Here is a 20120-nt window from a genome sequence, read left to right as displayed (position 1 = left end):
CGCAGATGCGAGATCCAGCACACAGCCTGTAGAAATGAATACTCTCCACCTGACCTGCGAAAATGCATGCATGCAACTAGCGTGTAACTTGCACGCGTGCGCGCTACTCTCCGAGGATGCGGAGCATGGAAGATCCCGCCCACGAGTCCCGGGCCGAGCGACAGGCTCAAGCCCGGCGGGTCGGCATATACCTGACCGAAGCCGCCACCGCGGCCGGGTACGACGTCCGCCCCCGGCAGGGCGGCCGCGCGCAACTGGCGGCCGCGACCGGACTGAGCCTGACCACCATCAGCCGGACCCTGGAGGGCAAGACGCTGCCCCTGCCCTCACAGCTGACGACGTGGGCGACGATTCTCGGTCTAGACCACCGGAGAGTACTGGTTGACAGCGGCCTTATTCCTGCCGAACACGGACGTGAACCCCAAGTCCGGCAGGTAACCTCAGCAACGCTCACCCCGGACGAGGCCATGGACGCGTGGGGCATCGCCGACCCCAAAATTCGCAAGATGCTCAGCGCGAACATCGTCCAGGCGATCAAGCTCCAAGAGGAGATCGACGCCGCCGACGACCGGGGGACCGTTGCAAGGGGGTAGCCGAACGTGGTGTACAGAGTGGCAATCGCTAGCACCGCGAGCTGCGCGGCCGGCGGGATCTTGACAGGCGCGGCCGTCTGGAGCCACACCTGGGAGACAGCTGCCGTCGGCGTGGGCTTTCTGGCGGCAGGGGCCGTCGGCATGCTCACATCCACGATGTACTACCTGCTCCGCAGGTTCGAAGCGCGCACCCGGAGTGACCTCGACGCGCTGGCGGAGGAGCGATGCCGCCTCGAACGGGACATGCAGGAGCGCGAGAACGACATCCACCAGCGCGAGGAGGCACAGCGCCGCCGCACCGTCGTCACGGCTCTGCGTCTCGCGAGCATGGCCCGGTCGCTGGACGATACGCGGGACGAGAACAGGAGACTGAAGCTGCGGGTCACGGAGCTGGAGCAGGAGATCGATGAGGTGAACGACGAGCGCAACCAGCTCGTCGCCCGTGAACTCGCCCTGACCAGCGCGCAGTTCGCACCCAGGGCCTACGGCGATCTGCGGGGGGCGGCCCACGTCACCGTGTGGCCGCCGCGGAAGGAGCATCGAAGCTCACGGCCATGAGGATCAGCTGCGTCGAACCGCTCTTCCCTCAGCACTCGACTTGCTTTCCGTTGGAGGGCGTTGAACGAGCGGAAGCCGTCTCCACCGGCCTGCGGAGACGGCTTCCGTCATCCTTGACATGAGCCGGTGGTCCGCCTGCTTCAATGAGCGAACCGCAGGCCCTGCAAGCCGCTCAGGCCACTCCAGAGTGCCGCCACTCGCGCCTGAGGCCTCCCGCCGTCTCACGGGCGGGCGCAGGCCGCCCGGTCCACCAAGTGGTCGGTGTGGGCGTGTTTTCCCGCTCATCCCGCTGCAGGCGCCCCCAGGCCGGTCAGTGCGCCGACCGGATCCGGGTCCGGAGTGCCCCGGGGCCACCAGTCCTCGCGGCCCGGCTCCGACTCGTACGCGTACCAGAGGCCGTCCCGGCCGAGACGGAGCTGGGTGTGGCCGCCCGGGTGGGTGAGGCGGTTGCGCCATGGGCGGAACGCGGGGAGGCCGGCGGCGAGCAGCAGGGGGCGGGCGCGGTCGAAGCGACCCGCCGGCGGGTCCCAGGGCTCCTCAAGCACGGTGAGTGCCTCCCGCCCGCCCTGCCGCCAGGCGGCGACCGCCCGGGCCAGCTCGGCCGGGGTGCGCCCGGTGGCGGCGGCCAGCGAGGAGTAGAGCTCCCGGGTTGCCGCGGTGAGGCCCGAGCCGGGGCGGGCGGCGGCGAGCCGTACCGCGTCCTGCCGGAGAGTCAGCTCCGCGACCGGATCGTGCCCGGTGGTCAGCAGCGCGTGCGCACGGGCCGCGGCGTCCGTGGCCAGCTGGTCCAGGGCGAACGGGTCCGGACCGCCCGGCACCCCGGGGCAGACCGGCGGCTGCTCGGGGTGGGCGGGCGGCGGCAGCGGGGCGGGGAGCGTGGGCAGCGGGCGCGGGGACACGACATCACGGGCGCGCACACCGGGGACGGGGACGGGCTTCCGCTCCTGTGCGGCCCGCGCCGCGCGCACCGCGGTGCGCCGGGACAGCGCGTCGAGCAGCTCTCGCTCGCCCCGGCCGCGCAGCAGGAGCAGCACGAAGGGGTCCTGGTCGAGCAGGCGCGCGGTCTGGTAGCAGACGGCGGCCGCGTGCTTGCAGGGGTGGCCGGAGTCGGGGCAGCCGCAGTGCGGTTCGAGGTCGCCGGGGCCGGGGAGCAGCCGCACCCCGCCCTCGGCGAGGGACCGCGGCAGCTGTCGGTCCAGCAGCGCGGCGATGTGCCCCGGCCGCTCGGCGGCCGCGTCCAGGAAACGGTCCCACTCGTCGTCGGAGAACGTCCGCAGCCGCACCTGTACGCGGTAGGGGCGCGGACGGCTTCCCTGTACGTACGCCAGTACGAGCCCCGGCGTGACGGTGATGGCGTCCACGTTCCCGCGTCCCGCGTAGGCCCTCCCCCGTGCCAGCCGCGCCGCGTCCAGCGCCCCTTCCTCCAGCGCGGCGACCCAGGCGTCGCCCCACCACGTCCCGGCGAACCGCTCGGCGCCCTTCGCCGGCCGTGCCGGAAGGGCCTCGAAGGTGCGCCGCAGCTCGCCGTCACGGCCGGGCGCCGCCATGGACCGCGGGTGGCGGGCGGCCACCGGCGGGCCGGGCGGTGCGGACCGGGGTCCCATGGCCGGATCCCGGGCCGTGTCCTGGGCCGGATGCGCTGTGCCGTGCCGGGCACCCGGGGACCCGCTCGGGGCCCCGTGCGACGGGCGCTCGGGCGCCTCCTTCCGCCGCTCGTCGCGGTGGTCGCCCCGGCCGCCGGGACCGGTCGGCCTCCTGAAGGCACCGACGAGGAGCTCCCGCACCTCCCCCGGCGGGGCGCCGCCCGCACGCGCACCGGTGTCCCGGCGGCCGCGGGCGCTCCTTGGGGCGCCGGACGCCTCCGGGGCGCCGGACGGGTGCCGTGCCCCGCCTCCCGCCGTTCCGGCCTCCGTTCGCTCGCGTTCGGCTTCCTTCCGCGCGGCCCGCAGGGCCTCGCGGGCGCCGTCGCCGGGGCGGCCGGCCGCCGCGGTCCCACGGCGGGCGGTCCCCGAGGCCGCGCGGGTCTCCCGCGTGCTTCCCGAAGGCCCCTCTCCGGACTCCGCTGCGGGGGCGGTGTCCGCTTCGGTGCCCCGGCCGCTGCGGTGTTCCGTGTTCGCCCGTCGCAGTGCCGCGCGCGCGGCGTCCCCCGGCCGGGTCGCCGGCTCCACGTCCCCACCGGGCGAGGCGGTGTCCACGTCCGCGGCGGGCTGCTCTGCGCGGGCGGCCCTGACCTGGTCGCCGGCCCGCTCCCGCGCGGCCCTCAGCGCGCGGCGCACCGCGTCGGCAGGACGCCCGTCGTCCTCCCGACGCATGTCGCCGCCGGAGCGCGGCCCGCCGCCGGGTCCCCTCTCGGCCTCCGGGCGTGCCTCTGCCCCGGGCCGTTCCTCACCCGTGCCGTTCACCCCGGCCTCCTCAGGGACACCAGGTCCGACAGCTCCCGGTCGGTCAGTTCGGTCAGGGACGCCTCGCCGGAGCCGAGGATCGCGTCGGCCAGGGCACGCTTCGACTCCAGCATCTCGGCGATGCGGTCCTCCACCGTGCCCTCGGTGATCAGACGGTGGACCTGGACCGGCTGGGTCTGGCCGATGCGGTACGCGCGGTCCGTGGCCTGTTCCTCCACCGCCGGGTTCCACCAGCGGTCGAAGTGGATGACATGGCCCGCGCGCGTGAGGTTCAGGCCCGTGCCCGCGGCCTTCAGGGAGAGGACCAGCACCGGGGTCGCCCCGCTCTGGAAGCGGTCCACCATCCGCTCCCGGTCGGGCACCGGTGTGCCCCCGTGCAGCAGTTCCACCGGCACCGCGCGGGAGGCCAGGTGGGCGGTGATCAGCCGGGCCATGCCGACGTACTGCGTGAAGACGAGCGCCGAGCCGTCCTCGGACAGCAGCGTGTCCACCAGCTCGTCCAGCAGCGCGAGTTTGCCGGAGCGGGCGGTCAGGCCCGCGGCCGCCGGCGGGTCCTCCTTCAAATAGAGCGCGGGGTGGTCGCAGATCTGCTTGAGCGAGCCGAGGAGTTTGAGGACCAGGCCCCGGCGGGCGATGCCCTCCGCCGTCTCGATCGCCAGCATCGATTCCCGCACGACGGCCTCGTAGAGCGCGGCCTGTTCGCGGGTGAGCGGCACCGGGTGGTCCGTCTCCGTCTTCGGCGGAAGCTCGGGCACGATGCCCGGGTCGGACTTCTTGCGGCGCAGCAGGAAGGGCCGGACCAGGCGGGCGAGCCGCTCCACCGCCTCCGCGTCCTCGCCGTTCTCCACGGCGCGCGCGTGCCGGGCGCGGAAGGACTTCAGGGGGCCGAGCAGGCCCGGGGTCGTCCAGTCCAGCAGCGCCCACAGTTCGGAGAGGTTGTTCTCCACGGGGGTGCCGGTGAGCGCCACCCTCGCGGGGGACGGGACGGTGCGCAGGGCCTTCGCCGTCGCCGAGTACGGGTTCTTGACGTGCTGCGCCTCGTCCGCGACGACCATGCCCCATGGCTGTCCGGCCAGGAGCGGGGCCGCCGTCCGCATCGTCCCGTAGGTGGTGAGCACGAAGCCGCCGTCCAGGCCGTCCAGGGCGCGGTCCGGACCGTGGAAGCGGCGGACGGGGACGCCGGGGGCGAACCGGGTGATCTCCCGCTGCCAGTTGCCCAGCAGCGAGGCCGGGCAGACCACCAGGGTCGGCTCCCGGCGTGCCCGGCGCAGATGGAGCGCGATGACGGTGACCGTCTTGCCGAGCCCCATGTCGTCGGCGAGACAGCCGCCGAGGCCGAGCGAGGTCATCAGGTCCAGCCAGCCCAGGCCGCGCAGTTGGTAGTCCCGCAGCCGGGCGGCCAGCCCCGGGGGCGGCTCCACCGGGCCGACGCCCTCCGTCAGCCGGTCCCGCAGCGCGGCCAGCGCGCCCACCGGCACCGCCGGCACCGTCTCGCCGTCGACCTCCGCGCTGCCGGTGAGGGCGAGGGACAGCGCGTCGACCGGGTCGAGCAGTCCCAGCTCGCGCTTGCGGGCCTTGCGCACGAGCGCCGGGTCGACCAGCACCCACCGGTCGCGCAGCCGGACGACCGGGCGGTGGGCCTCCGCCAGGGCGTCCATCTCCGCCTCGGTGAGCGGATCACCGCCGAGCGCCAGCTGCCAGCGGAACTGCAGCAGTTCCTCGCTGTCGAAGAAGCCGGTGCCGTCGGTCGCCGAGCCCGGCGCGGGCCGTACGACCGCGGCCGCGGTCAGGTCGTGCGCCAGGTCACGGGGCCAGTGCACCGCGACCCCGGCCCCGCCCAGCCGGGTGGCCGCCAGGCCCAGCAGCTCGCCCAACTCCTCGTCGGACAGGGCCAGTACATCCGGCACGGGCTGCTCGCAGAGCCGGGCGAGCGGCGGCCAGACCCGGGCCGCGCGGCGCACCGCGAGGGCCGCGTCCACCCGGGCGCCGGGGCCGAACGACGTCTCCGCCTCACCGTCCCACAGCGCCGCCGCGTCGACGACGAGGGTCGGGTCGGCGAGGCTGTGCACCTGCACGACCGCCGCTCCGGCGCGGCGGCCGCCCTCGCCGACGTCGTCGAACAGCTGCCGGGCCGTCAGGTCCAGGCGCAGCGAGATCCGGACGCCCGCGTCCATGCCCGCCGCGACCTCGGCGGCCCATGCGTACGCCTGGGGCAGGTGCTGCGGCTCCTGCGCGGCGAACGGCCCGCCGACGGTGTGCGCGGCGGCCGGGGTGCGCGGCAAGGTGTCCGCGACGGCGTCCAGGAAGGACCGTACGAGGGCCTCCGGCTCCGGCAGCGTGAGGGGGCCCCTGCCCGGGAGCGGGACGGCATGGCCCTCGTACGGCAGGGCGGCGGCGACCGCCCGCAGGTGGGCGGTGTCCTCGGGCTCCAGCGGCCCGGCCCGCCAGGCGTCGAACCCCTCGGGGGTGAGCCCGGGCAGCAGCCGCCCCCGTGCCACGAGCCGCAGGGCGTGCAGCGCGGCCGCGCCCCAGCAGGCGGTGGCGGGATGCGCGGCCGGATCGCGCCGGGCCCTGGCGAGCAGCGGCAGGGCCTCCCCCACCGGCAGCGACACCGCGGGCACCGTGCTCCTGCGCACGCCGGCCCCGTGCCGTCGCACGACCGTCAGCTCCTCGGCGCCCTCCGACGGCAGCGGCCCGCCCTCCGGGTCCCAGAAGGCGACCCGTCCCCGGCGCGGCAGCGGAGCGGGCAGGAACACGGCGGCCAGACGCACCGCCACGGCCTCGTCCACCGCCGGGTCTCCCATACGTCCGGTCACCTCCCGCCGCTTCGTCGCACCAGACGTCTTCGACTGTACGGGCGGGGTCTGACATTGATACTCGTAGCCGGGTTCCGGTGGTCAGGGGATGGTGCGCGAGACGACGTACACCATCGGCCGCCCGGGATCGGACCGGTTCACCACGACGTCCAGGGTGGGCGCCGGGTTCTTCTGCGCGTGCGTCAGGCCGGACCAGGCGCCGGGGCCCGTGAAGGTCCAGCCGGCGATGTGCCGGTCGCGCGTGCTGATGGCGATGTCGCCCTTCTTCAACGCGTCCGGGGTGGTGTCCAGGTCGCCGAGGAACTGGGCCAGGCCGCCCTCGCTGGTCCTGAACTGCACGTACAGGCGGCTGGTCTTCCAGTTGTTCGTCTCGTAGTACGCGACCTTCCGGGCGTCCATCGGAATGGTCACCTGGTAGAGGCGCCGCTGCACGCGTGAGGGCCAGCCCCAGCTCAGACCGGTCGCCGAGTACTTCGCCTCCTTGTCCTTGCCGCTGTTGCGGCTCTGATTGGCGGAGATCATCAGGTAACCGGCCGGCACGCCGATGAGCAGCACGATGATCAGCAGGGTCAGCGCCCTGCGGCGGATCATGTGCCCGCGGTCCTCGGGGGGCTGCGGGGAGCCGTCGGCCGCAGACGTCGGACGCGGTATCGAGGTGGCGGTCACAGTGACCCCTTCAGGGTGCGGCGGGCCTGCGCGTACCGCTCGTAGCGCTCGTGGCGCTCCACGCGGCGCCGGTTGGCGCGCCGGAAACGGCGGGCGACGAGCCGGGCCAGGTCCGCCGCGCCGACCATACCGGCCTCCGGACCCAGCTGGGCGCGCGCGATACGGGCCTCGGGGCGGTAGCCGCGGCCGGTGAGGTGGCGCCGGAAGGCGTCCCGGGCGGGGCCGATCAGCAGGTCGTCGGCCGCGCTGACCCCGCCGCCGATCACGAAGCAGGAGGGGTCCAGGGCGGCCGCCAGGTTGGCGATGCCGACACCGAGCCACTGGCCGATGTCCTGGAGCAGCTCGATGCACATCGCGTCGCCCTCGCGGGCCAGCTCCGTGATCATCGGGCCGGTGATGTCGGAGATGTTCCCCTTGACGTGCTCGATGATCCCGTAGGCGACCGGGGAGTCGGCGGCGGCCAGCTCCCTGGCCTCGCGGACCAGGGCGTTGCCGGAGCTGTACTGCTCCCAGCAGCCGCGGTTGCCGCACGGGCAGCGGTGGCCGCCGGGCACGACCTGCATATGGCCGAACTCTCCCGCGACCCCGAACTTCCCGCGCTTGACCTGGCCGTCCTCCAGGATGGCGCCGCCGATGCCCGTACCGAGCGTGATCATGACGAGGTGGTCCTCACCGCGGCCGGCGCCGAAGCGCCACTCGGCCCAGGCGGCGGCGTTGGCGTCGTTGTCGACCAGGACCGGGACGGCGAGCCGCCCGGCGAGACGGTCGCGGAGCGGCTCGTTGCGCCAGGACAGATGGGGGGCGAACAGGACCCGGTTGCGGTCCGCGTCCACCCAGCCGGCCGCGCCGATGCCCACGGCGTGCACGTCGTGCCGGTCGGAGAGGTCCAGGACCAGCTCGACGATGGTGTCCTCGACGACCTTGGGGCTCTTGGACTTGTCGGGCGTCTCGGCGCGGAGCTTCTCCAGGATGGTGCCGTCGGCGTCGACGACACCCGCCATCACCTTCGTGCCGCCGATGTCGATGCCGACCGTGGGAACGCGCGGCGCGGTCAGATGGGAACGGCGCTCGCGCGTGCCGACGGTCCGCAGGACGGTGGCCCGGGCGGAGCCGCGGTGGGTCAGGTCGCGGTAGGTGCTCATCGGGGCCGATTCTGCCTCACGCGGCCGCCTGGTGGGCCGCAGGGGAGCGGGGAAGGACGCAGGACGGCGCGGGCCGCGGGTGCGCGGGGCGTGGCGTACGTCACTCGCGCCCGCTGCGGGCACCGGGTGTGAGGCCCCGGCCGGCGGCGCGGTGCGTGCTCGTCCGGGCCCCGGCGGCTCAGGAACGCACGAGCAGCTGGAACTCGAACGAGTAGCGGGAGGCGCGATAGGTGTGGGTGCCGAACTCCACGGCCCGCCCCGTGTCGTCGAACGTGGTGCGCTGCATGGTGAGCAGCGGGGCGCCCTCGGGCTCGCCGAGGCGTTCGCCCTCGGCGCGGGTGGCGGCGCGGGCCCCGACGGACTGCCGGGCGCTGTGCAGCGTGATGCCGGCGGCGCGCATCAGACGGTAGAGGCCGGTCGCCTCAAGGTGCTCGCTCGCCAGGTCGAGCAGGCCCGTCGGCAGGTAGTTGCACAGGTGCGCCATCGGCTCGCCGTGCGCGAGGCGCAGCCGCTCGACGCGGTGCACCTCCGCTCCCTCGGGCACGCCGAGCGCGGCGGCGACCTCGGCGGAGGCGGGCTCGACGGTGTTGACGAGCACGCGGGTCGCGGGGCGCTGCCCGGCCGCCTCCAGGTCGTCGTAGAGGCTGCTCAGCTCCAGCGGGCGCTTGACCTGGCTGTGCACGACCTGGGTGCCGACGCCACGGCGGCGAACCAGCAGCCCCTTGTCGACGAGGGACTGGATGGCCTGGCGGACGGTGGGCCGGGACAGGCCGAGCCGCGCGGCCAGCTCGATCTCGTTGCCCAGCAGGCTGCCCGGAGTCAGTTCCCCGTGCTCGATCGCGGCCTCCAGCTGCTGCGACAGCTGGAAGTACAGCGGCACCGGGCTGCTCCGGTCGACGCTCAGCCGGAGGGAGACGGTCGGATCCACATCAGGTTTCGGCACGGCCCGAGCGTAGCTCCGGTACCTGATGACGGGAAGTCGTGTAGTCCGGTTGTCCGGACAAAGCGTTGACACGGCGGGGGGTGGGCCTCCAGGTTGTTCCCATGCGCATCGGACTCATCGGAGCGGGTCGTATCGGGACATTCCACGCGACCACGCTCAGCCGCCACCGCGAGGTCGGCTCGCTCATCATCACGGACGTCGACACGGCCCGGGCCCATGCCCTCGCGGACCGGCTGGGCGCGACCGCGGCACCCGGCGTGGACGAGGTCTTCACCTGGGGCGTGGACGCCGTGGTGATCACGGCGGCCACCTCGGCCCACGGCGAACTGATCGGCCGGGCGGCACGCTCCGGGCTCCCGGTGTTCTGCGAGAAGCCCGTCGCGGTCGACCTGCCGGGCACGCTGGCCGCGCTGGCCGAGGTCGACACTGCCGGGACCGTGCTGCAGATGGGGTTCCAGCGCCGCTTCGACAGGGGCTACACGGCCGCGCGGGAGGCCGTGCGCTCCGGCCGGCTGGGGCGGCTGCACACCGTCCGGGCGATGACGGCCGACCAGGCGCCGCCGCCGGCCGCGTACCTGCCGGTGTCCGGGGGGATCTACCGCGACTGCCTCATCCACGACTTCGACGCCCTGCGCTGGGTGACCGGCCGTGAGGTCGTCGAGGTGTACGCGACCGGGTCCGACGCCGGCGGGCCGATGTACCGCGAGGCGGACGACGTGGACACGGCGGCGGCCGTGCTCACACTGGAGGACGGCACCCTCGCCACGGCGACCGCGACCCGCGCCAACGGCGCGGGCTACGACGTCCGCATGGAGCTGGCCGGCGAGCTGGACACGGTGGCGGTCGGCCTGGACGACCGCACCCCGATCACGTCCACGGAGCCCGCCGGTCCCCCGCCCGCGACCAAGCCCTGGACCGGCTTCCTGGAGCGCTTCGCGCCTGCGTACGAGGCCGAGGTGGTGGCCTTCGTCGAGGTGGTGTGCGGGGAGCGCCCCAACCCGTGCGACGGCCGCGAGGCCCTGCAGGCCCTGCGCATCGCGGAGGCCGCCGAACGGTCCCGCCGGGAGCGCCGCCCGGTCGGCCTCGGGGAGATCGCGGGCGCACGCACTTGACCGCGACGGGAGCACCGACCGGCTCGCCGGTCAGGACCCGTCCCCGTCCACCAGACCCGCGTCGTACACCAACAGGGCGATCTGCACGCGGTTGTTGAGGCGCAGTTTGGCGAGGATACGGGAGACGTGGGTCTTGACCGTCGGGACGCTCATGAACAACTCGGCGGCGATCTCCGCGTTCGAGGCGCCCCGGCCGACGGCGACGGCGACCTCGCGTTCGCGGTCGTTGAGGGCGGAGACCCTGCCGCGGGCGGTGCCGCGCCGGGTGTCGGGACCGGCCGCCCCCGCCGCGTGCGCCATCAACTGGCGGGTGACGGCGGGCGACAGGACCGGGTCCCCGGCCGCGACGCGCCGCACCGCGTCCAGGATCTCCGCGGGCGGGGTGTCCTTGAGCACGAATCCGGCGGCGCCCGCGCGCAGCGCCCGCAGCACCTGCTCGTCGGCGTGGAAGGTGGTCAGCAGCACGACCTGGGGTGCGTCCGCGCGGCGGCGGAGCAGCTCGGTGGCGGCGAGCCCGTCGACGGTGGGCATCCGGATGTCCATGAGGACGACGTCCGGGCGGGTGCGGTCGACGAGCCGCTCCACCTCGCTGCCGTCGGCGGCCTCGCCGACGATCTCGATGTCGTCGGCACCGCCCATCATGAAGGACAGGCCGGCCCGCACCAGGGGGTCGTCGTCGACGAGGAGCAGTCGGATCGCGGTCATGGGCCCTACGGTAATGATCTGCCCGCCGGGCCGGACCGCGGACGGGACACCGGCGGGCGCCGGTGGTCGGCGCCGGGCGGGCTCCACGCGACCACGCCGACCTGGAGGATGCCGTGCGCTACAAACTGTTAGGACGGACCGGACTGCGCGTCTCCGAACTGTTCCTCGGGGCCATGACCTTCGGGGAGCAGGACGGGGTCGGGGCGCCCAGGGACGAGTGCGCGCGGATCCTCGACGCGTACGAGGAGGCCGGCGGCAATGTGATCGACACCGCCATCAACTACCGGGGCGGGGAGAGCGAGACGATCGTCGGGGAACTGCTCAAGGGGCGGCGAGACCGATTCGTCCTCTCCACGAAGTACACCGTCTCGCGTGACGGCGGCGACCCGAACGCCGCGGGCAACCACCGCAAGAACCTGACGCTGTCGCTGGAGACGAGCCTGCGCCGGATCGGGACCGACTACGTCGATGTCTACTGGGTGCACATCTGGGACCGCAACACCCCGGTGGAGGAGACCCTGCGCGCGCTCGACGACGCCGTACGGTCCGGGAAGGTGCTGTACACCGGTATCTCGGACGCCCCGGCGTGGGTGGTGTCGCGGGCCAACACCCTCGCGGAGTGGCGGGGCTGGACGCCGTTCTCGGCGCTACAGGTGCCGTACAGCCTGCTCAACCGGGACATCGAGCGCGAACTGCTGCCGATGGCCGAGGCGTTCGGGATGAGCGTGGCGGCCTGGAGCCCGTTGCAGAACGGCGTCCTCTCCGGCAAGTACACCCGGCCGGGCGGGGTGGAACCCGGCACGGCGACCCGGCTGCCGGCGGAGGCGATCGGCGAGCGCGAGCGGGCCGTGGCCGAGGCGGTGCAGTCGGTCGCCGACGAACTCGGCGCGACCTGCGCACAGGTGGCCATCGCCTGGACCATGGCCCGCTCCCCCGCCGTGCACCCCGTCCTCGGCGCCCGCCGCCTGGACCAGCTCACCGACAACCTCGGCGCGGCCGGACTGACGCTGCCCGACGGCCTGGTGGCCCGGCTGGAGGCGGCGACGGACTTCAGGCCCGGCTTCCCCACGGAGTTCATCGACGACACCTCCGCGTGGGTGTACGGGACGGCCGGGCAGCGCGTGGTGCCGCGCACGGTCTGAGCGAGGCCGCCAAGTGCCCTCCGCGGCCCGGTCTTTCCGGTTGACGGCGGATGGGGCGCCCCGGTTTCCTGCCGCGATGCCGACGCTCCGCTTCGCGGCGCGCCCCCACGACGACGGCCCCCTCATCGCGCGCGTCCTGCCCGCCCACCGGCGGGGATTCGGCGGGGATTCGGCGGCGGCTCCACGAGCGGGGCCTGCGGACGGCGCGCGCTGGGCGACGGGACGACGGGACGATCGTGCCGGCACCGACCCGGGGAGGCTGGAGTTCTCGCGCAGGCGCGGTTTCGCCGAGGCCGAACGCCTTGTGGCGTCCGTGGACGAGACGTGGCACACCCCGCGGCCGGGCTGAACGGACCACCCCGCGGCGGCGCTCGGCGCGGAGGAACGCCGGGGCGGGGCCTTCCGTGCGGCAGCGGGCGCCGGGGCCGCGGCGGGCGGACGGGTGGGACGCGGACGGACGCCGAGGCCGCAGCGGGCGGACGGTGGGACGCGGACGGACGCCAAGGTGCCCGGGGCCCGCGGCACGCAGCACGCGGCACGCAGCACGCGGCACGCAGCACGCGGCACGCGGCACGCAGCACGCAGCACGCGGCACGCGGCACGCGGCACGCGGCACGCGGCACGCGGCACGCGGCACGCAGTACGCGGCACGCGGCACGCGGCACGCGGCACGCGGTGGCGGCCGGAGGTTCTGAGGCGCTCACTCCGGCCACGGCAGCCATGCCCGCACCCGGAAGCCGCCGTCGGCCTCGGCGGCGTGGTCGAGGCTGCCGCCGGTGAGGCTGGCACGTTCGGTGAGGCCGATCAGGCCCTGTCCCGAGCCGGGGACGTGCGGGACCTCCCCGGGCGGTGCCGGGTTGCGCACGATCACGGTGAGACCGTCGCCGGGCGCGCCCTCGACCGTCACCGTGACCTCGGCCCCGGGCGCGTGCTTGCGCGCGTTGGTCAGGCCCTCCTGGGCGATGCGGTAGGCGGTACGGCCCACCGAGGCGGGCACGGAAGCGGTGTCGGCGACCCGGTGGTCGAGGAGGACCTTCATGCCGGCCTCCCGGGACTCGGCGACCAGGGAGTCGAGCGCGGCCAGCGTCGGCTGGGGGCGGCCCGTGTCGTCGGAGTCGCCGGCACGCAGCACGCCGATGATCTCCCGGAGGTCCTGCAGTGCCTCGTGGGCACTCTCCCTGATCACCCCGGCCGCCCGCGCTATCTCCTCCCGGGGCGCGTCCGGGCGGAACTCCAGGGCGCCCGCGTGCACGCTCAGCAGGGTCAGCCGGTGCGCCAGGACGTCGTGCATCTCGCGCGCGATGGCCTCCCGGGCGAGCCGCTGGGCCTGCTCGGCCCGCAGGGCCGCCTCGGTCTCGGCCCGGCGCGCCCGGTCCCGCAGGCTCAGCATGAGCTGCCGCTTGGACCGTACGAACAGGCCCCAGCCGACGGCCGTGGCCGTGATCAGCGCGCTGACGACGACGGCGACGGGATACGGCATGTCCGGGTCCGGGCGCAGCCAGTAGACCAACGGCTGGAGCGCGAGCTGGGCGCCGCCGATCCAGGCCGCGTACCGGAACGGCCGGTGCACGGCGACGCTGAACAGGGCGATCATGCACGCGCCGCCCGCGGTGTTCGAGACCAGGCCGACCGGGATCATCGCCAGAGCGAGTCCGAGGGGCCACCGGCGGCGCAGCCACACCGCCGCGCAGGCCAGCGCGCCGAGGCACAGGTCGGCGACGACGAGGGCGTGGGGGGTGTGGGAGGTGTGGGGGTCGCTCGTCACCGCGGCCCCGCCGCCGAAGGCGGTGAGCACGGCCAGCAGGAAGCACCCGAGGTCGACGGCCCAGTCCCGCACGGTACGGCGGGGCCGCCGCCCGGCCTCGGGATCCAGCTCGGCGATCACGGCGGAGGGCAGGAACCAGCGCCGCCGGGGCAGCCCGTGGGCCACCGCGGCCGGCTGCACGGGGGTCAGGGGCGGGTGCGCCGTCGCGCTCGCGGCGACCACGGGCGCGGCCGGTCGTCCCGGGCTCCGCGACCATCCCGCCCGGACCGTGCGCAGGCCACGACGGACGCTCTCGGTGGCCGTCCCCGGGCGCGTCGCCGTACGCACCGACTCGTCTCCGCTCACGGTCGGCAATCTATGCGGGAACGGCTCCGGCACCCACCCCGTGACCGCGATTCACGACCAAAGTCACGGCACCGCCGACTTTCGGCGCGAGCGCGCCGGGCGGAGGGGGACTTCCGTCGCGCAGGGCCCGCCTCACGGCCGATGGCCGCGGGGGTGCGCGGTTGCGATGGTGTCCGGCATGAGGAGGATCCTGGGGTGGGCCGGTGTGATCGCGCTGGCACAGGGCGCCGTCGGTCTGCTGCACGCGCTGGCCGGGTGGGCGGACGGGTTCGGCATCGTGCAGGGGACCGGTTTGCGGGGCAACAACGAGCTGAGCGTGAGCCTCGGCCTGCTCCTGCTGGCGATCACGCTCATGGCGGCCCTGAAGGGCCGGGGGTCCGGTTGAACCCGGTCCGGCCCCCGGCCGGTGCGAGCCGGCTCAGCAGCCGAAGTCGATCAGGTCGAACGTCGCGTAGTGGTCCGAGGTGTAGTAGTCCTCCTGGTACTGCTCACCGGTGACGATGCGGCGGGCGCCGCGCGTGGGGGATCCGGGCGTGATGACGGTGTACTCGTGGTAGTAGCCGGTCGCCTGGCCGGGCAGGACGCCTTCGCGGTTCTGGAAGACGCTCCCGTCCTGCGAGTACGGGAAGGGCCCGTCCGAGGCGATCAGGTCGAGGGTGTCGTACGCCTGGGACGGCAGGTCGCTGTAGCAGATGTCGCCGACCGAGGCGGCGGCGTCCGCGGTGGAGGCCGAGACGGTGCCGCCCACGAGGAGGGCGGACAGGAGTGCGGCCGCGGCGCCGATTCGGGTAGCGCGTGGGGGGAATCTCATGGCGCCATGATGACGCGCGTAGAGCATGGCATGTCAATGACAACAACGGAGATTCTCCCGTGTCGTCCGACGTGTTTTCGGAGAGTTAACCTGCCGTCCGCCACCGTCCTCGCGGGCGGCCGGCGGGTACGCCGCCCGGCCGGACGGCATGCGCCCCGCTTCCGGGCGGGTTCAGCCGCCGAGCGCCCGATGGCGTGCCGTCAGGCGCGAGGCGCCCTCATCCGTGAGGGAGCCGTACAGGCGCAGCCGTGAGATGCCGCCGTCCGGGTGGATGTCCACGCGCGCGTGCGTACCGACGGCCGGGGACGAGAGGACGAAACGGTGGTTGGTGTCTGGCTGCAGACGGGTGCGCGGCAGGATCTCGCGCCACCCACCGCCCGCGCCGTCCGCGCCGCCCATTCCCTCCGCGCCGCCCGCTCCCTCCACGCCGCCCGCTCCCTCCACGCCGTCCGCGTCGTCCTTGACCGAGACCGACGCCCAGCCCGCCGCGTTCCCCTTCAGGCACGCCGTGTCGATCTCGACGGCCCTGATCCGCGCCTGGGCCACCAGCCGGTAGCGGATCCAGTCGTTGCCCCGGTCGCGGCGGCGGCGCGTCTCCCAGCCTTCGTCCATCGTGCGGGAGCGGCCCGGCCGGATGGTGTTGGCGGCGGGTGAGTAGAAGAGGTCCGAGGCGTCCTCCACACGGCCGCCGTTCTCCAGGGCGACGACGTCGAAGGTGCCCAGCGCCTCCAGCCACGCCGGGTCCGCGGCCACCTCGCCGTGCACACGCAGCCGCGCGATACCGCCGTCGGGGTGCTGGTTGACGCGCAGGTGGGTGAAGCGCCGCTCCACGGACACGGCGAAGCCGTTCGCCGCGTGACCGCCCACCGGTGTGCGCGGGACCAGGGTCGTCCACCTCACGCCGTCCGCCAGCAGTTCCCGCGGTGACGGGAAGCCGGGCAGCGAGGTGCCCTCGACGGACACCGCCTGCGGGTGGTTGCCCCGGAAGTGCGCCGTGTCGACGACGATGCCGCGGATCACACCCGGTGCGCCGAGGCGTACCAGCGCCCAGTCGTGGTCGTCCGCCGCGGGCCAGGGGTGCTCGGCCGAGGCGCCGCGGCGGCGCCGGGTCTCCCACCCGTCCATGATCTTGCCCTTGTGCCCGAAGCGCTCGGGGTCGAACTCGGCGCGCCCGGGCACGAGGAGGTTCTCGCGCTCGGCGAAGAACTCGTCGTTGGCGGCGACGACCCCGGCGCCGAGCCCGCGGTCGGCGAGGTCGGCGTACCGGACGAAGGGGAAGTCGGCGGTGCGGTAGTCCGCGTAGGGGTCGCCGCCCGCGTACGGGTTCGCGGCGCCGGTGAAGCGGGGAATCGCCGTCACGTGATCAGGTCTGCCTTTCCCGGGCCGGCCGCTCAGGGGGCGGGGCGGGTCCGTCGGTGCGGCCGAGCAGGCGCCCCCTCGGGTCGGCGAACTCGCCGTCGGCCAGAACGCGCTCGCCGCGCAGCCAGGTGGACCTGACGACGCCGTGAAGGGTCCTGCCCGCGTACGCCGTGACCCGGTTGCGGTGCTGGAGGGCCGCCGGGTCGACGGTGAAGGTGTCGTCCGGGGCGAACACCGCGAAGTCGGCGTCGCGGCCGGCCTCGATGGCGCCCTTGCGGGCGTCCAGGCCCACGAGCCGTGCCGTGTGCGCGGACATCCAGCGGACCACGTCGACCAGGTCGTGGCCGCGTGTGCGGGCCTCGGTCCAGACCGCCGGCAGACTCAGCTGCAGACCCGAGACACCGCCCCACGCCGTCGCGAAGTCGTCCGTCTTCAGGTCCGCCGTCGACGGGGAGTGGTCGGTGACCACGCAGTCGATCGTGCCGTCGGCCAGCGCCTGCCACAGCAGATCTTGGTTGGCGGCCTCGCGGATCGGCGGACAGCACTTGAACTCGCTTGCGCCGTCGGGGACTTCCTCGGCCGTCAGGGTCAGATAGTGCGGGCAGGTCTCGACCGTGACCGGCACGCCCCGCGCCTTGGCGGCGGCGATCAGGGGCAGCGCTTCGCCGGAGGACAGGTGCAGTATGTGCACGCGCGCGTGCAGCCGTTCCGCCTGCTCGACCAGGTGCGCCACGGCGGCGCCCTCGGCGTCGTGGGGCCGGGAGGCGAGGAAGTCGGCGTACTTCGGACCGCCCCGCTGGGGGGCGGCGGCGAGGCGGTGGGGGTCCTCGGCGTGCACGACCAGCAGCCCGCCGAACCCGGTGATCTCCGCCATGGAGCGGGCGAGGTGCTCCCGGCCGAGGTGGGGGAACTCGTCGACGCCCGAGGGCGACAGGAACGCCTTGAAGCCGAAGACGCCCGCGTCGTACAGGGGCCGCAGGTCCGCCAGGTTGTCCGGCAGCGCGCCGCCCCAGAAGCCGACGTCGATGTGTGCCCGGCCGGCCGCCGTCTGCCTCTTCGTGCGGAGGTGGCCCACCGTCGTGGTCGGCGGGAGGGAGTTGAGCGGCATGTCGATCAGGGTGGTGATGCCGCCGGCCGCCGCCGCGCGGGTGGCGGTCGAGAAGCCCTCCCACTCGGTGCGGCCCGGGTCGTTGACGTGGACGTGGGTGTCGACCAGCCCGGGCAGCAGGACGTCGTCGCCGAGGTCCTCCAGGCGGGCTCCGGCCGGTGGGCCCGCGTCGTACGGGAGGACGGCCGTGATGGTCCCTCCGGCGACGGCGACCGACGCGGCGCGCATCCCTCCGGGTGTGATGACGCGCGTCGAGCGCAGCACCAGTTCAGCGTCGGACACCCGGACCCCTCTCTACCGCCGGGCAACGGAATTCAACGTTCTGTTGAAGGAGTCTTCACTCCCGCCCCGGCGCCGTCAAGGGCACACTTCTCAGCGGGCCCCATGCCGCACGCCTGGATTTTTCCGCCACGCGGAATTAAGATTCCGCAAAGTGGTGCCGCAGTCACGCTATGCCGTCATTCCCCGAAAGGAACACGCCGTGCCGACCTCGACGTCCAGCGCCAGCGAGGCCCCCGCCAAGTCCGCCGGCGGCGGTGGCGTGCAGTCCCTGGAGCGCGCCTTCGACCTGCTGGAGCGGATGGCGGACGCGGGCGGGGAGGTCGGGCTCAGCGAGCTGTCCGCGAGCAGCGGGCTGCCGCTGCCCACGATCCACCGTCTGATGCGCACGCTCGTCGGCTGCGGCTACGTCCGCCAGCAGCCCAACCGCCGCTACGCCCTCGGCCCCCGGCTGATCCGGCTCGGCGAGTCCGCCTCCCGGCTGCTCGGCACCTGGGCCCGCCCCTATCTCGCCCGGCTGGTCGAGGAGACCGGCGAGACCGCGAACATGGCGCTGCTCGACGGCGACGAGGTCGTGTACGTGGCGCAGGTGCCGTCCAAGCACTCGATGCGGATGTTCACCGAGGTGGGCCGACGGGTGCTGCCGCACTCGACGGGCGTGGGCAAGGCACTGCTCGCCAACGAGGCGCCGGAGCAGGTCCGTGCCCTGCTCGCCCGTACGGGCATGCCCGCCGCGACCGAGAAGACGATCACCACGCCCGAGGTGTTCCTGACCGCTCTGGAGGAGGTGCGCCGGCTCGGGTACGCGGTCGACGACAACGAGCAGGAGATCGGCGTCCGCTGCCTCGCGGTGTCCGTACCGGACTCCCCGACGGCCGCGGCGATCTCCATCTCGGGCCCGGCGGGCCGGGTCACGGACGCGGCCACGGAACGGATCGTGCCGGTGCTCCAGGAGGTGGCGGCGCAGCTCTCGCAGGCACTGGCCACCACGGGACCGGCTGCCTGATCCGCGGGGCGGCCGGCCGCAGGCCGGCCACCGAGGCCGTCCTGGCGGCCCGCGGGCCGCGGGCCGCGGATCGCGGATCGCGGATCGCAGACCACGGGGCAGCACCCGGCCACCGGCGCCGTCGCCCCCTCCCCCACTCTCCCGGTCGGGGCACCATCAGGACGGTCGTCCGTGCCGCGCTCGCCGGTGAGGCGGGTGAGCGGGTCGGGACCGGTGACCCGGACCCTCAGCCCCGCCGCGGCTCTCCGAACAGCTCCACCGCGCTGCGGACGTCCGCGAGGCTGCCGGCCAGGGCGCTGACCGAGCCGATCGCACCGGCGATCAGCAGCAGGGAACGGCGCAGGCGCGGGATCTCGGGAGCACCGCCCGCGGCCATCGCGGCGAGCGTGGCGAGTTCGTCCTCCGCGACCGCCCGGTCCGGGAACTCCACGGGATGCGCGGCGAGCTCGCGGCGCAGGCGGGACACCGCGGTCCGCAGTCCCGTCACCCTCGGATCCTCGTCGCTGCCGGTCACTGCCCTCTGCCCCAAGCTTCGCAACACAGCTCTCCCCCCTCGCGCCCCTCCGCGCGCACGGCGTCGGCATGTCGCCGTGTCCGCCGGCACTGGTCGGGCGCCGGGGACGCGGGCCAGTAAACGCCACCCGGAGCGCCGCGCGCCAGCACGGGGACCGAAATTCAGTCCATGGGTACCGTGCGGGCGGCTCGGGGTCAGGTATGCAGAACGTATGACTGGCAATGGAGGCAACGGAGACGAGGTCGCCGGGCTGCTCCTCGCCGCCGGCGCGGGGCGACGGCTCGGCGGACGGCCCAAGGCGCTGCTGCGGCATCGGGGACGCCCCCTCGTGGAGCACGCCGTGGCGGTGCTGCGTGCGGGCGGGTGCGGCCGCGTCCATGTGGTGCTGGGGGCGGCGGCCGCAGATGTCAGGGAGCGGGCGGACCTGTCCGGGTGCGTCGTCGTGGACAACCCGGACTGGGAGCGGGGCATGGGCTCCTCGCTGCGGGCCGGGCTCGGCTCACTCGCCGGGACGGGCGCGCGGGCGGCCCTGGTCTCGCTCGTCGACCAGCCCGGCATCGGCCCCGGGGCGGTGGCCCGGGTCCTGGCCGCGTACCGGGACGAGGCGTCGCTGGTGTCGGCCGCGTACGAGGGTGTGCGCGGGCATCCCGTCCTGTTCGGCGCCGCCCACTGGTCCGGCATCACGGCGACCGCCACGGGTGACCGCGGGGCGCGTGCCTATCTGGCGGCGCACGAGGACGCCATCGCGCTCGTCGAGTGCGGGGACGTGGCGCGGGCGTACGACATCGACACGGTGGCGGACCTGATCCACCTCGACGAGTGAGCGGGACGGCACGGGGCGGCACGGGGCGGCA

At 74.4% G+C, this 20120-nt stretch carries 19 protein-coding genes; 8 read left to right on the top strand and 11 right to left on the bottom strand.

The window, feature by feature from the left end; translation table 11 throughout:
* The first annotated feature begins 125 nt into the window (after window positions 1–125).
* Window positions 126–593 (top strand): transcriptional regulator, encoded by a 468-nt coding sequence (locus ACZ79I_RS32720; RefSeq protein WP_471502243.1) that lies wholly within the window; start codon window positions 126–128, stop codon window positions 591–593.
* A 141-nt stretch (window positions 594–734) separates the two neighbouring features.
* Window positions 735–1151 (top strand): hypothetical protein, encoded by a 417-nt coding sequence (locus ACZ79I_RS32715; RefSeq protein WP_471502241.1) that lies wholly within the window; start codon window positions 735–737, stop codon window positions 1149–1151.
* A gap of 281 nt (window positions 1152–1432) precedes the next feature.
* Here the strand turns inward: ACZ79I_RS32715 and ACZ79I_RS32710 are convergent, their stop codons facing one another.
* The 5 genes from ACZ79I_RS32710 to ACZ79I_RS32690 all read right to left on the bottom strand — a co-directional run bounded on the left by ACZ79I_RS32710 (window position 1433) and on the right by ACZ79I_RS32690 (window position 9105).
* Window positions 1433–3463 carry an SWIM zinc finger family protein gene (locus ACZ79I_RS32710; protein ID WP_471505347.1) on the bottom strand — a complete coding sequence of 677 codons (2031 nt, stop codon included), beginning with the start codon at window positions 3461–3463 and terminating at the stop codon, window positions 1433–1435.
* Window positions 3464–3549: 86 nt separating this feature from the next.
* Window positions 3550–6357, bottom strand: a complete 2808-nt coding sequence (locus tag ACZ79I_RS32705; RefSeq protein ID WP_471502239.1) for a DEAD/DEAH box helicase — start codon at window positions 6355–6357, stop codon at window positions 3550–3552.
* Window positions 6358–6450: 93 nt separating this feature from the next.
* A complete protein-coding gene (locus ACZ79I_RS32700; protein WP_471502237.1) occupies window positions 6451–7035 on the bottom strand; it encodes a sugar kinase in 585 nt (194 codons plus the stop codon).
* Complete coding sequence (locus ACZ79I_RS32695) at window positions 7032–8177, bottom strand: ROK family glucokinase (protein WP_471502235.1); 1146 nt, start codon at window positions 8175–8177, stop codon at window positions 7032–7034. Before ACZ79I_RS32695 ends, ACZ79I_RS32700 begins: the two co-directional genes overlap by 4 nt.
* A 178-nt stretch (window positions 8178–8355) precedes the next feature.
* A complete protein-coding gene (locus ACZ79I_RS32690; protein WP_471505344.1) occupies window positions 8356–9105 on the bottom strand; it encodes a GntR family transcriptional regulator in 750 nt (249 codons plus the stop codon).
* A 116-nt stretch (window positions 9106–9221) separates the two neighbouring features.
* Between ACZ79I_RS32690 and ACZ79I_RS32685 the strand changes: the two genes are divergently transcribed.
* On the top strand, window positions 9222–10232 hold the full coding sequence (locus ACZ79I_RS32685) for a Gfo/Idh/MocA family protein (RefSeq protein WP_471502233.1): 1011 nt from the start codon (window positions 9222–9224) through the stop codon (window positions 10230–10232).
* A gap of 30 nt (window positions 10233–10262) precedes the next feature.
* Here ACZ79I_RS32685 and ACZ79I_RS32680 read toward each other — a convergent pair whose 3' ends face one another.
* A complete protein-coding gene (locus tag ACZ79I_RS32680) occupies window positions 10263–10937 on the bottom strand; it encodes a response regulator (RefSeq protein WP_471502231.1) in 675 nt (224 codons plus the stop codon).
* 113 nt (window positions 10938–11050) lie between these two features.
* Here ACZ79I_RS32680 and ACZ79I_RS32675 point away from each other — a divergent pair, with 113 nt between their 5' ends.
* Both ACZ79I_RS32675 and ACZ79I_RS32670 read left to right on the top strand, forming a co-directional pair.
* Window positions 11051–12079 carry an aldo/keto reductase gene (locus ACZ79I_RS32675; RefSeq protein ID WP_471502229.1) on the top strand — a complete coding sequence of 343 codons (1029 nt, stop codon included), beginning with the start codon at window positions 11051–11053 and terminating at the stop codon, window positions 12077–12079.
* A gap of 76 nt (window positions 12080–12155) precedes the next feature.
* On the top strand, window positions 12156–12428 hold the full coding sequence (locus tag ACZ79I_RS32670; protein WP_471502227.1) for a hypothetical protein: 273 nt from the start codon (window positions 12156–12158) through the stop codon (window positions 12426–12428).
* A gap of 351 nt (window positions 12429–12779) precedes the next feature.
* Here the strand turns inward: ACZ79I_RS32670 and ACZ79I_RS32665 are convergent, their stop codons facing one another.
* Window positions 12780–14033, bottom strand: coding sequence for a sensor histidine kinase (locus ACZ79I_RS32665; RefSeq protein ID WP_471505341.1), 1254 nt, complete (start codon window positions 14031–14033; stop codon window positions 12780–12782).
* A gap of 334 nt (window positions 14034–14367) precedes the next feature.
* Between ACZ79I_RS32665 and ACZ79I_RS32660 the strand changes: the two genes are divergently transcribed.
* Window positions 14368–14574, top strand: a complete 207-nt coding sequence (locus ACZ79I_RS32660) for a hypothetical protein (RefSeq protein ID WP_471502225.1) — start codon at window positions 14368–14370, stop codon at window positions 14572–14574.
* 33 nt (window positions 14575–14607) lie between these two features.
* On the opposite strand, the gene ACZ79I_RS32655 is transcribed toward ACZ79I_RS32660, so the two are convergent.
* The 3 genes from ACZ79I_RS32655 to allB all read right to left on the bottom strand — a co-directional run bounded on the left by ACZ79I_RS32655 (window position 14608) and on the right by allB (window position 17749).
* Entirely contained in the window at window positions 14608–15000 is a 393-nt protein-coding gene (locus ACZ79I_RS32655) for a ribonuclease domain-containing protein (RefSeq protein ID WP_471502223.1), read from the bottom strand.
* Window positions 15001–15171: 171 nt separating this feature from the next.
* Window positions 15172–16359 (bottom strand): allantoicase, encoded by a 1188-nt coding sequence (gene alc / locus ACZ79I_RS32650; RefSeq protein WP_471502221.1) that lies wholly within the window; start codon window positions 16357–16359, stop codon window positions 15172–15174.
* A 4-nt stretch (window positions 16360–16363) separates the two neighbouring features.
* Complete coding sequence (allB, locus tag ACZ79I_RS32645) at window positions 16364–17749, bottom strand: allantoinase AllB (protein ID WP_471502219.1); 1386 nt, start codon at window positions 17747–17749, stop codon at window positions 16364–16366.
* A gap of 199 nt (window positions 17750–17948) precedes the next feature.
* Between allB and ACZ79I_RS32640 the strand changes: the two genes are divergently transcribed.
* The gene (locus tag ACZ79I_RS32640; protein WP_471502217.1) at window positions 17949–18752 is read left to right on the top strand and encodes an IclR family transcriptional regulator; all 804 of its coding nucleotides are present in this window, start codon (window positions 17949–17951) and stop codon (window positions 18750–18752) included.
* 226 nt (window positions 18753–18978) lie between these two features.
* Here the strand turns inward: ACZ79I_RS32640 and ACZ79I_RS32635 are convergent, their stop codons facing one another.
* Entirely contained in the window at window positions 18979–19293 is a 315-nt protein-coding gene (locus tag ACZ79I_RS32635; protein WP_471502215.1) for a DUF5955 family protein, read from the bottom strand.
* A gap of 184 nt (window positions 19294–19477) precedes the next feature.
* Here ACZ79I_RS32635 and ACZ79I_RS32630 point away from each other — a divergent pair, with 184 nt between their 5' ends.
* On the top strand, window positions 19478–20089 hold the full coding sequence (locus ACZ79I_RS32630) for a nucleotidyltransferase family protein (RefSeq protein ID WP_471502213.1): 612 nt from the start codon (window positions 19478–19480) through the stop codon (window positions 20087–20089).
* Window positions 20090–20120: the final 31 nt, after the last annotated feature.

It is taken from the genome of Streptomyces sp. PSU-S4-23 (assembly GCF_055632315.1).
The sequence above is the reverse complement of the archived record's forward strand: the minus strand, read 5'-3'. Positions and strand labels throughout refer to the sequence as shown.

Coding starts and splice junctions, on each gene's coding strand:
- ACZ79I_RS32720 (WP_471502243.1), top strand. CDS start 126: ATGGAAGATCCCGCCCACGAGTCCCGGGCCGAGCGACAGGCTCAAGCC.
- ACZ79I_RS32715 (WP_471502241.1), top strand. CDS start 735: ATGCTCACATCCACGATGTACTACCTGCTCCGCAGGTTCGAAGCGCGC.
- ACZ79I_RS32710 (WP_471505347.1), bottom strand. CDS start 3,463: ATGCGTCGGGAGGACGACGGGCGTCCTGCCGACGCGGTGCGCCGCGCG.
- ACZ79I_RS32705 (WP_471502239.1), bottom strand. CDS start 6,357: ATGGGAGACCCGGCGGTGGACGAGGCCGTGGCGGTGCGTCTGGCCGCC.
- ACZ79I_RS32695 (WP_471502235.1), bottom strand. CDS start 8,177: ATGAGCACCTACCGCGACCTGACCCACCGCGGCTCCGCCCGGGCCACC.
- ACZ79I_RS32685 (WP_471502233.1), top strand. CDS start 9,222: ATGCGCATCGGACTCATCGGAGCGGGTCGTATCGGGACATTCCACGCG.
- ACZ79I_RS32680 (WP_471502231.1), bottom strand. CDS start 10,937: ATGACCGCGATCCGACTGCTCCTCGTCGACGACGACCCCCTGGTGCGG.
- ACZ79I_RS32670 (WP_471502227.1), top strand. CDS start 12,156: ATGCCGACGCTCCGCTTCGCGGCGCGCCCCCACGACGACGGCCCCCTC.
- ACZ79I_RS32660 (WP_471502225.1), top strand. CDS start 14,368: ATGAGGAGGATCCTGGGGTGGGCCGGTGTGATCGCGCTGGCACAGGGC.
- ACZ79I_RS32655 (WP_471502223.1), bottom strand. CDS start 15,000: ATGAGATTCCCCCCACGCGCTACCCGAATCGGCGCCGCGGCCGCACTC.
- ACZ79I_RS32630 (WP_471502213.1), top strand. CDS start 19,478: ATGACTGGCAATGGAGGCAACGGAGACGAGGTCGCCGGGCTGCTCCTC.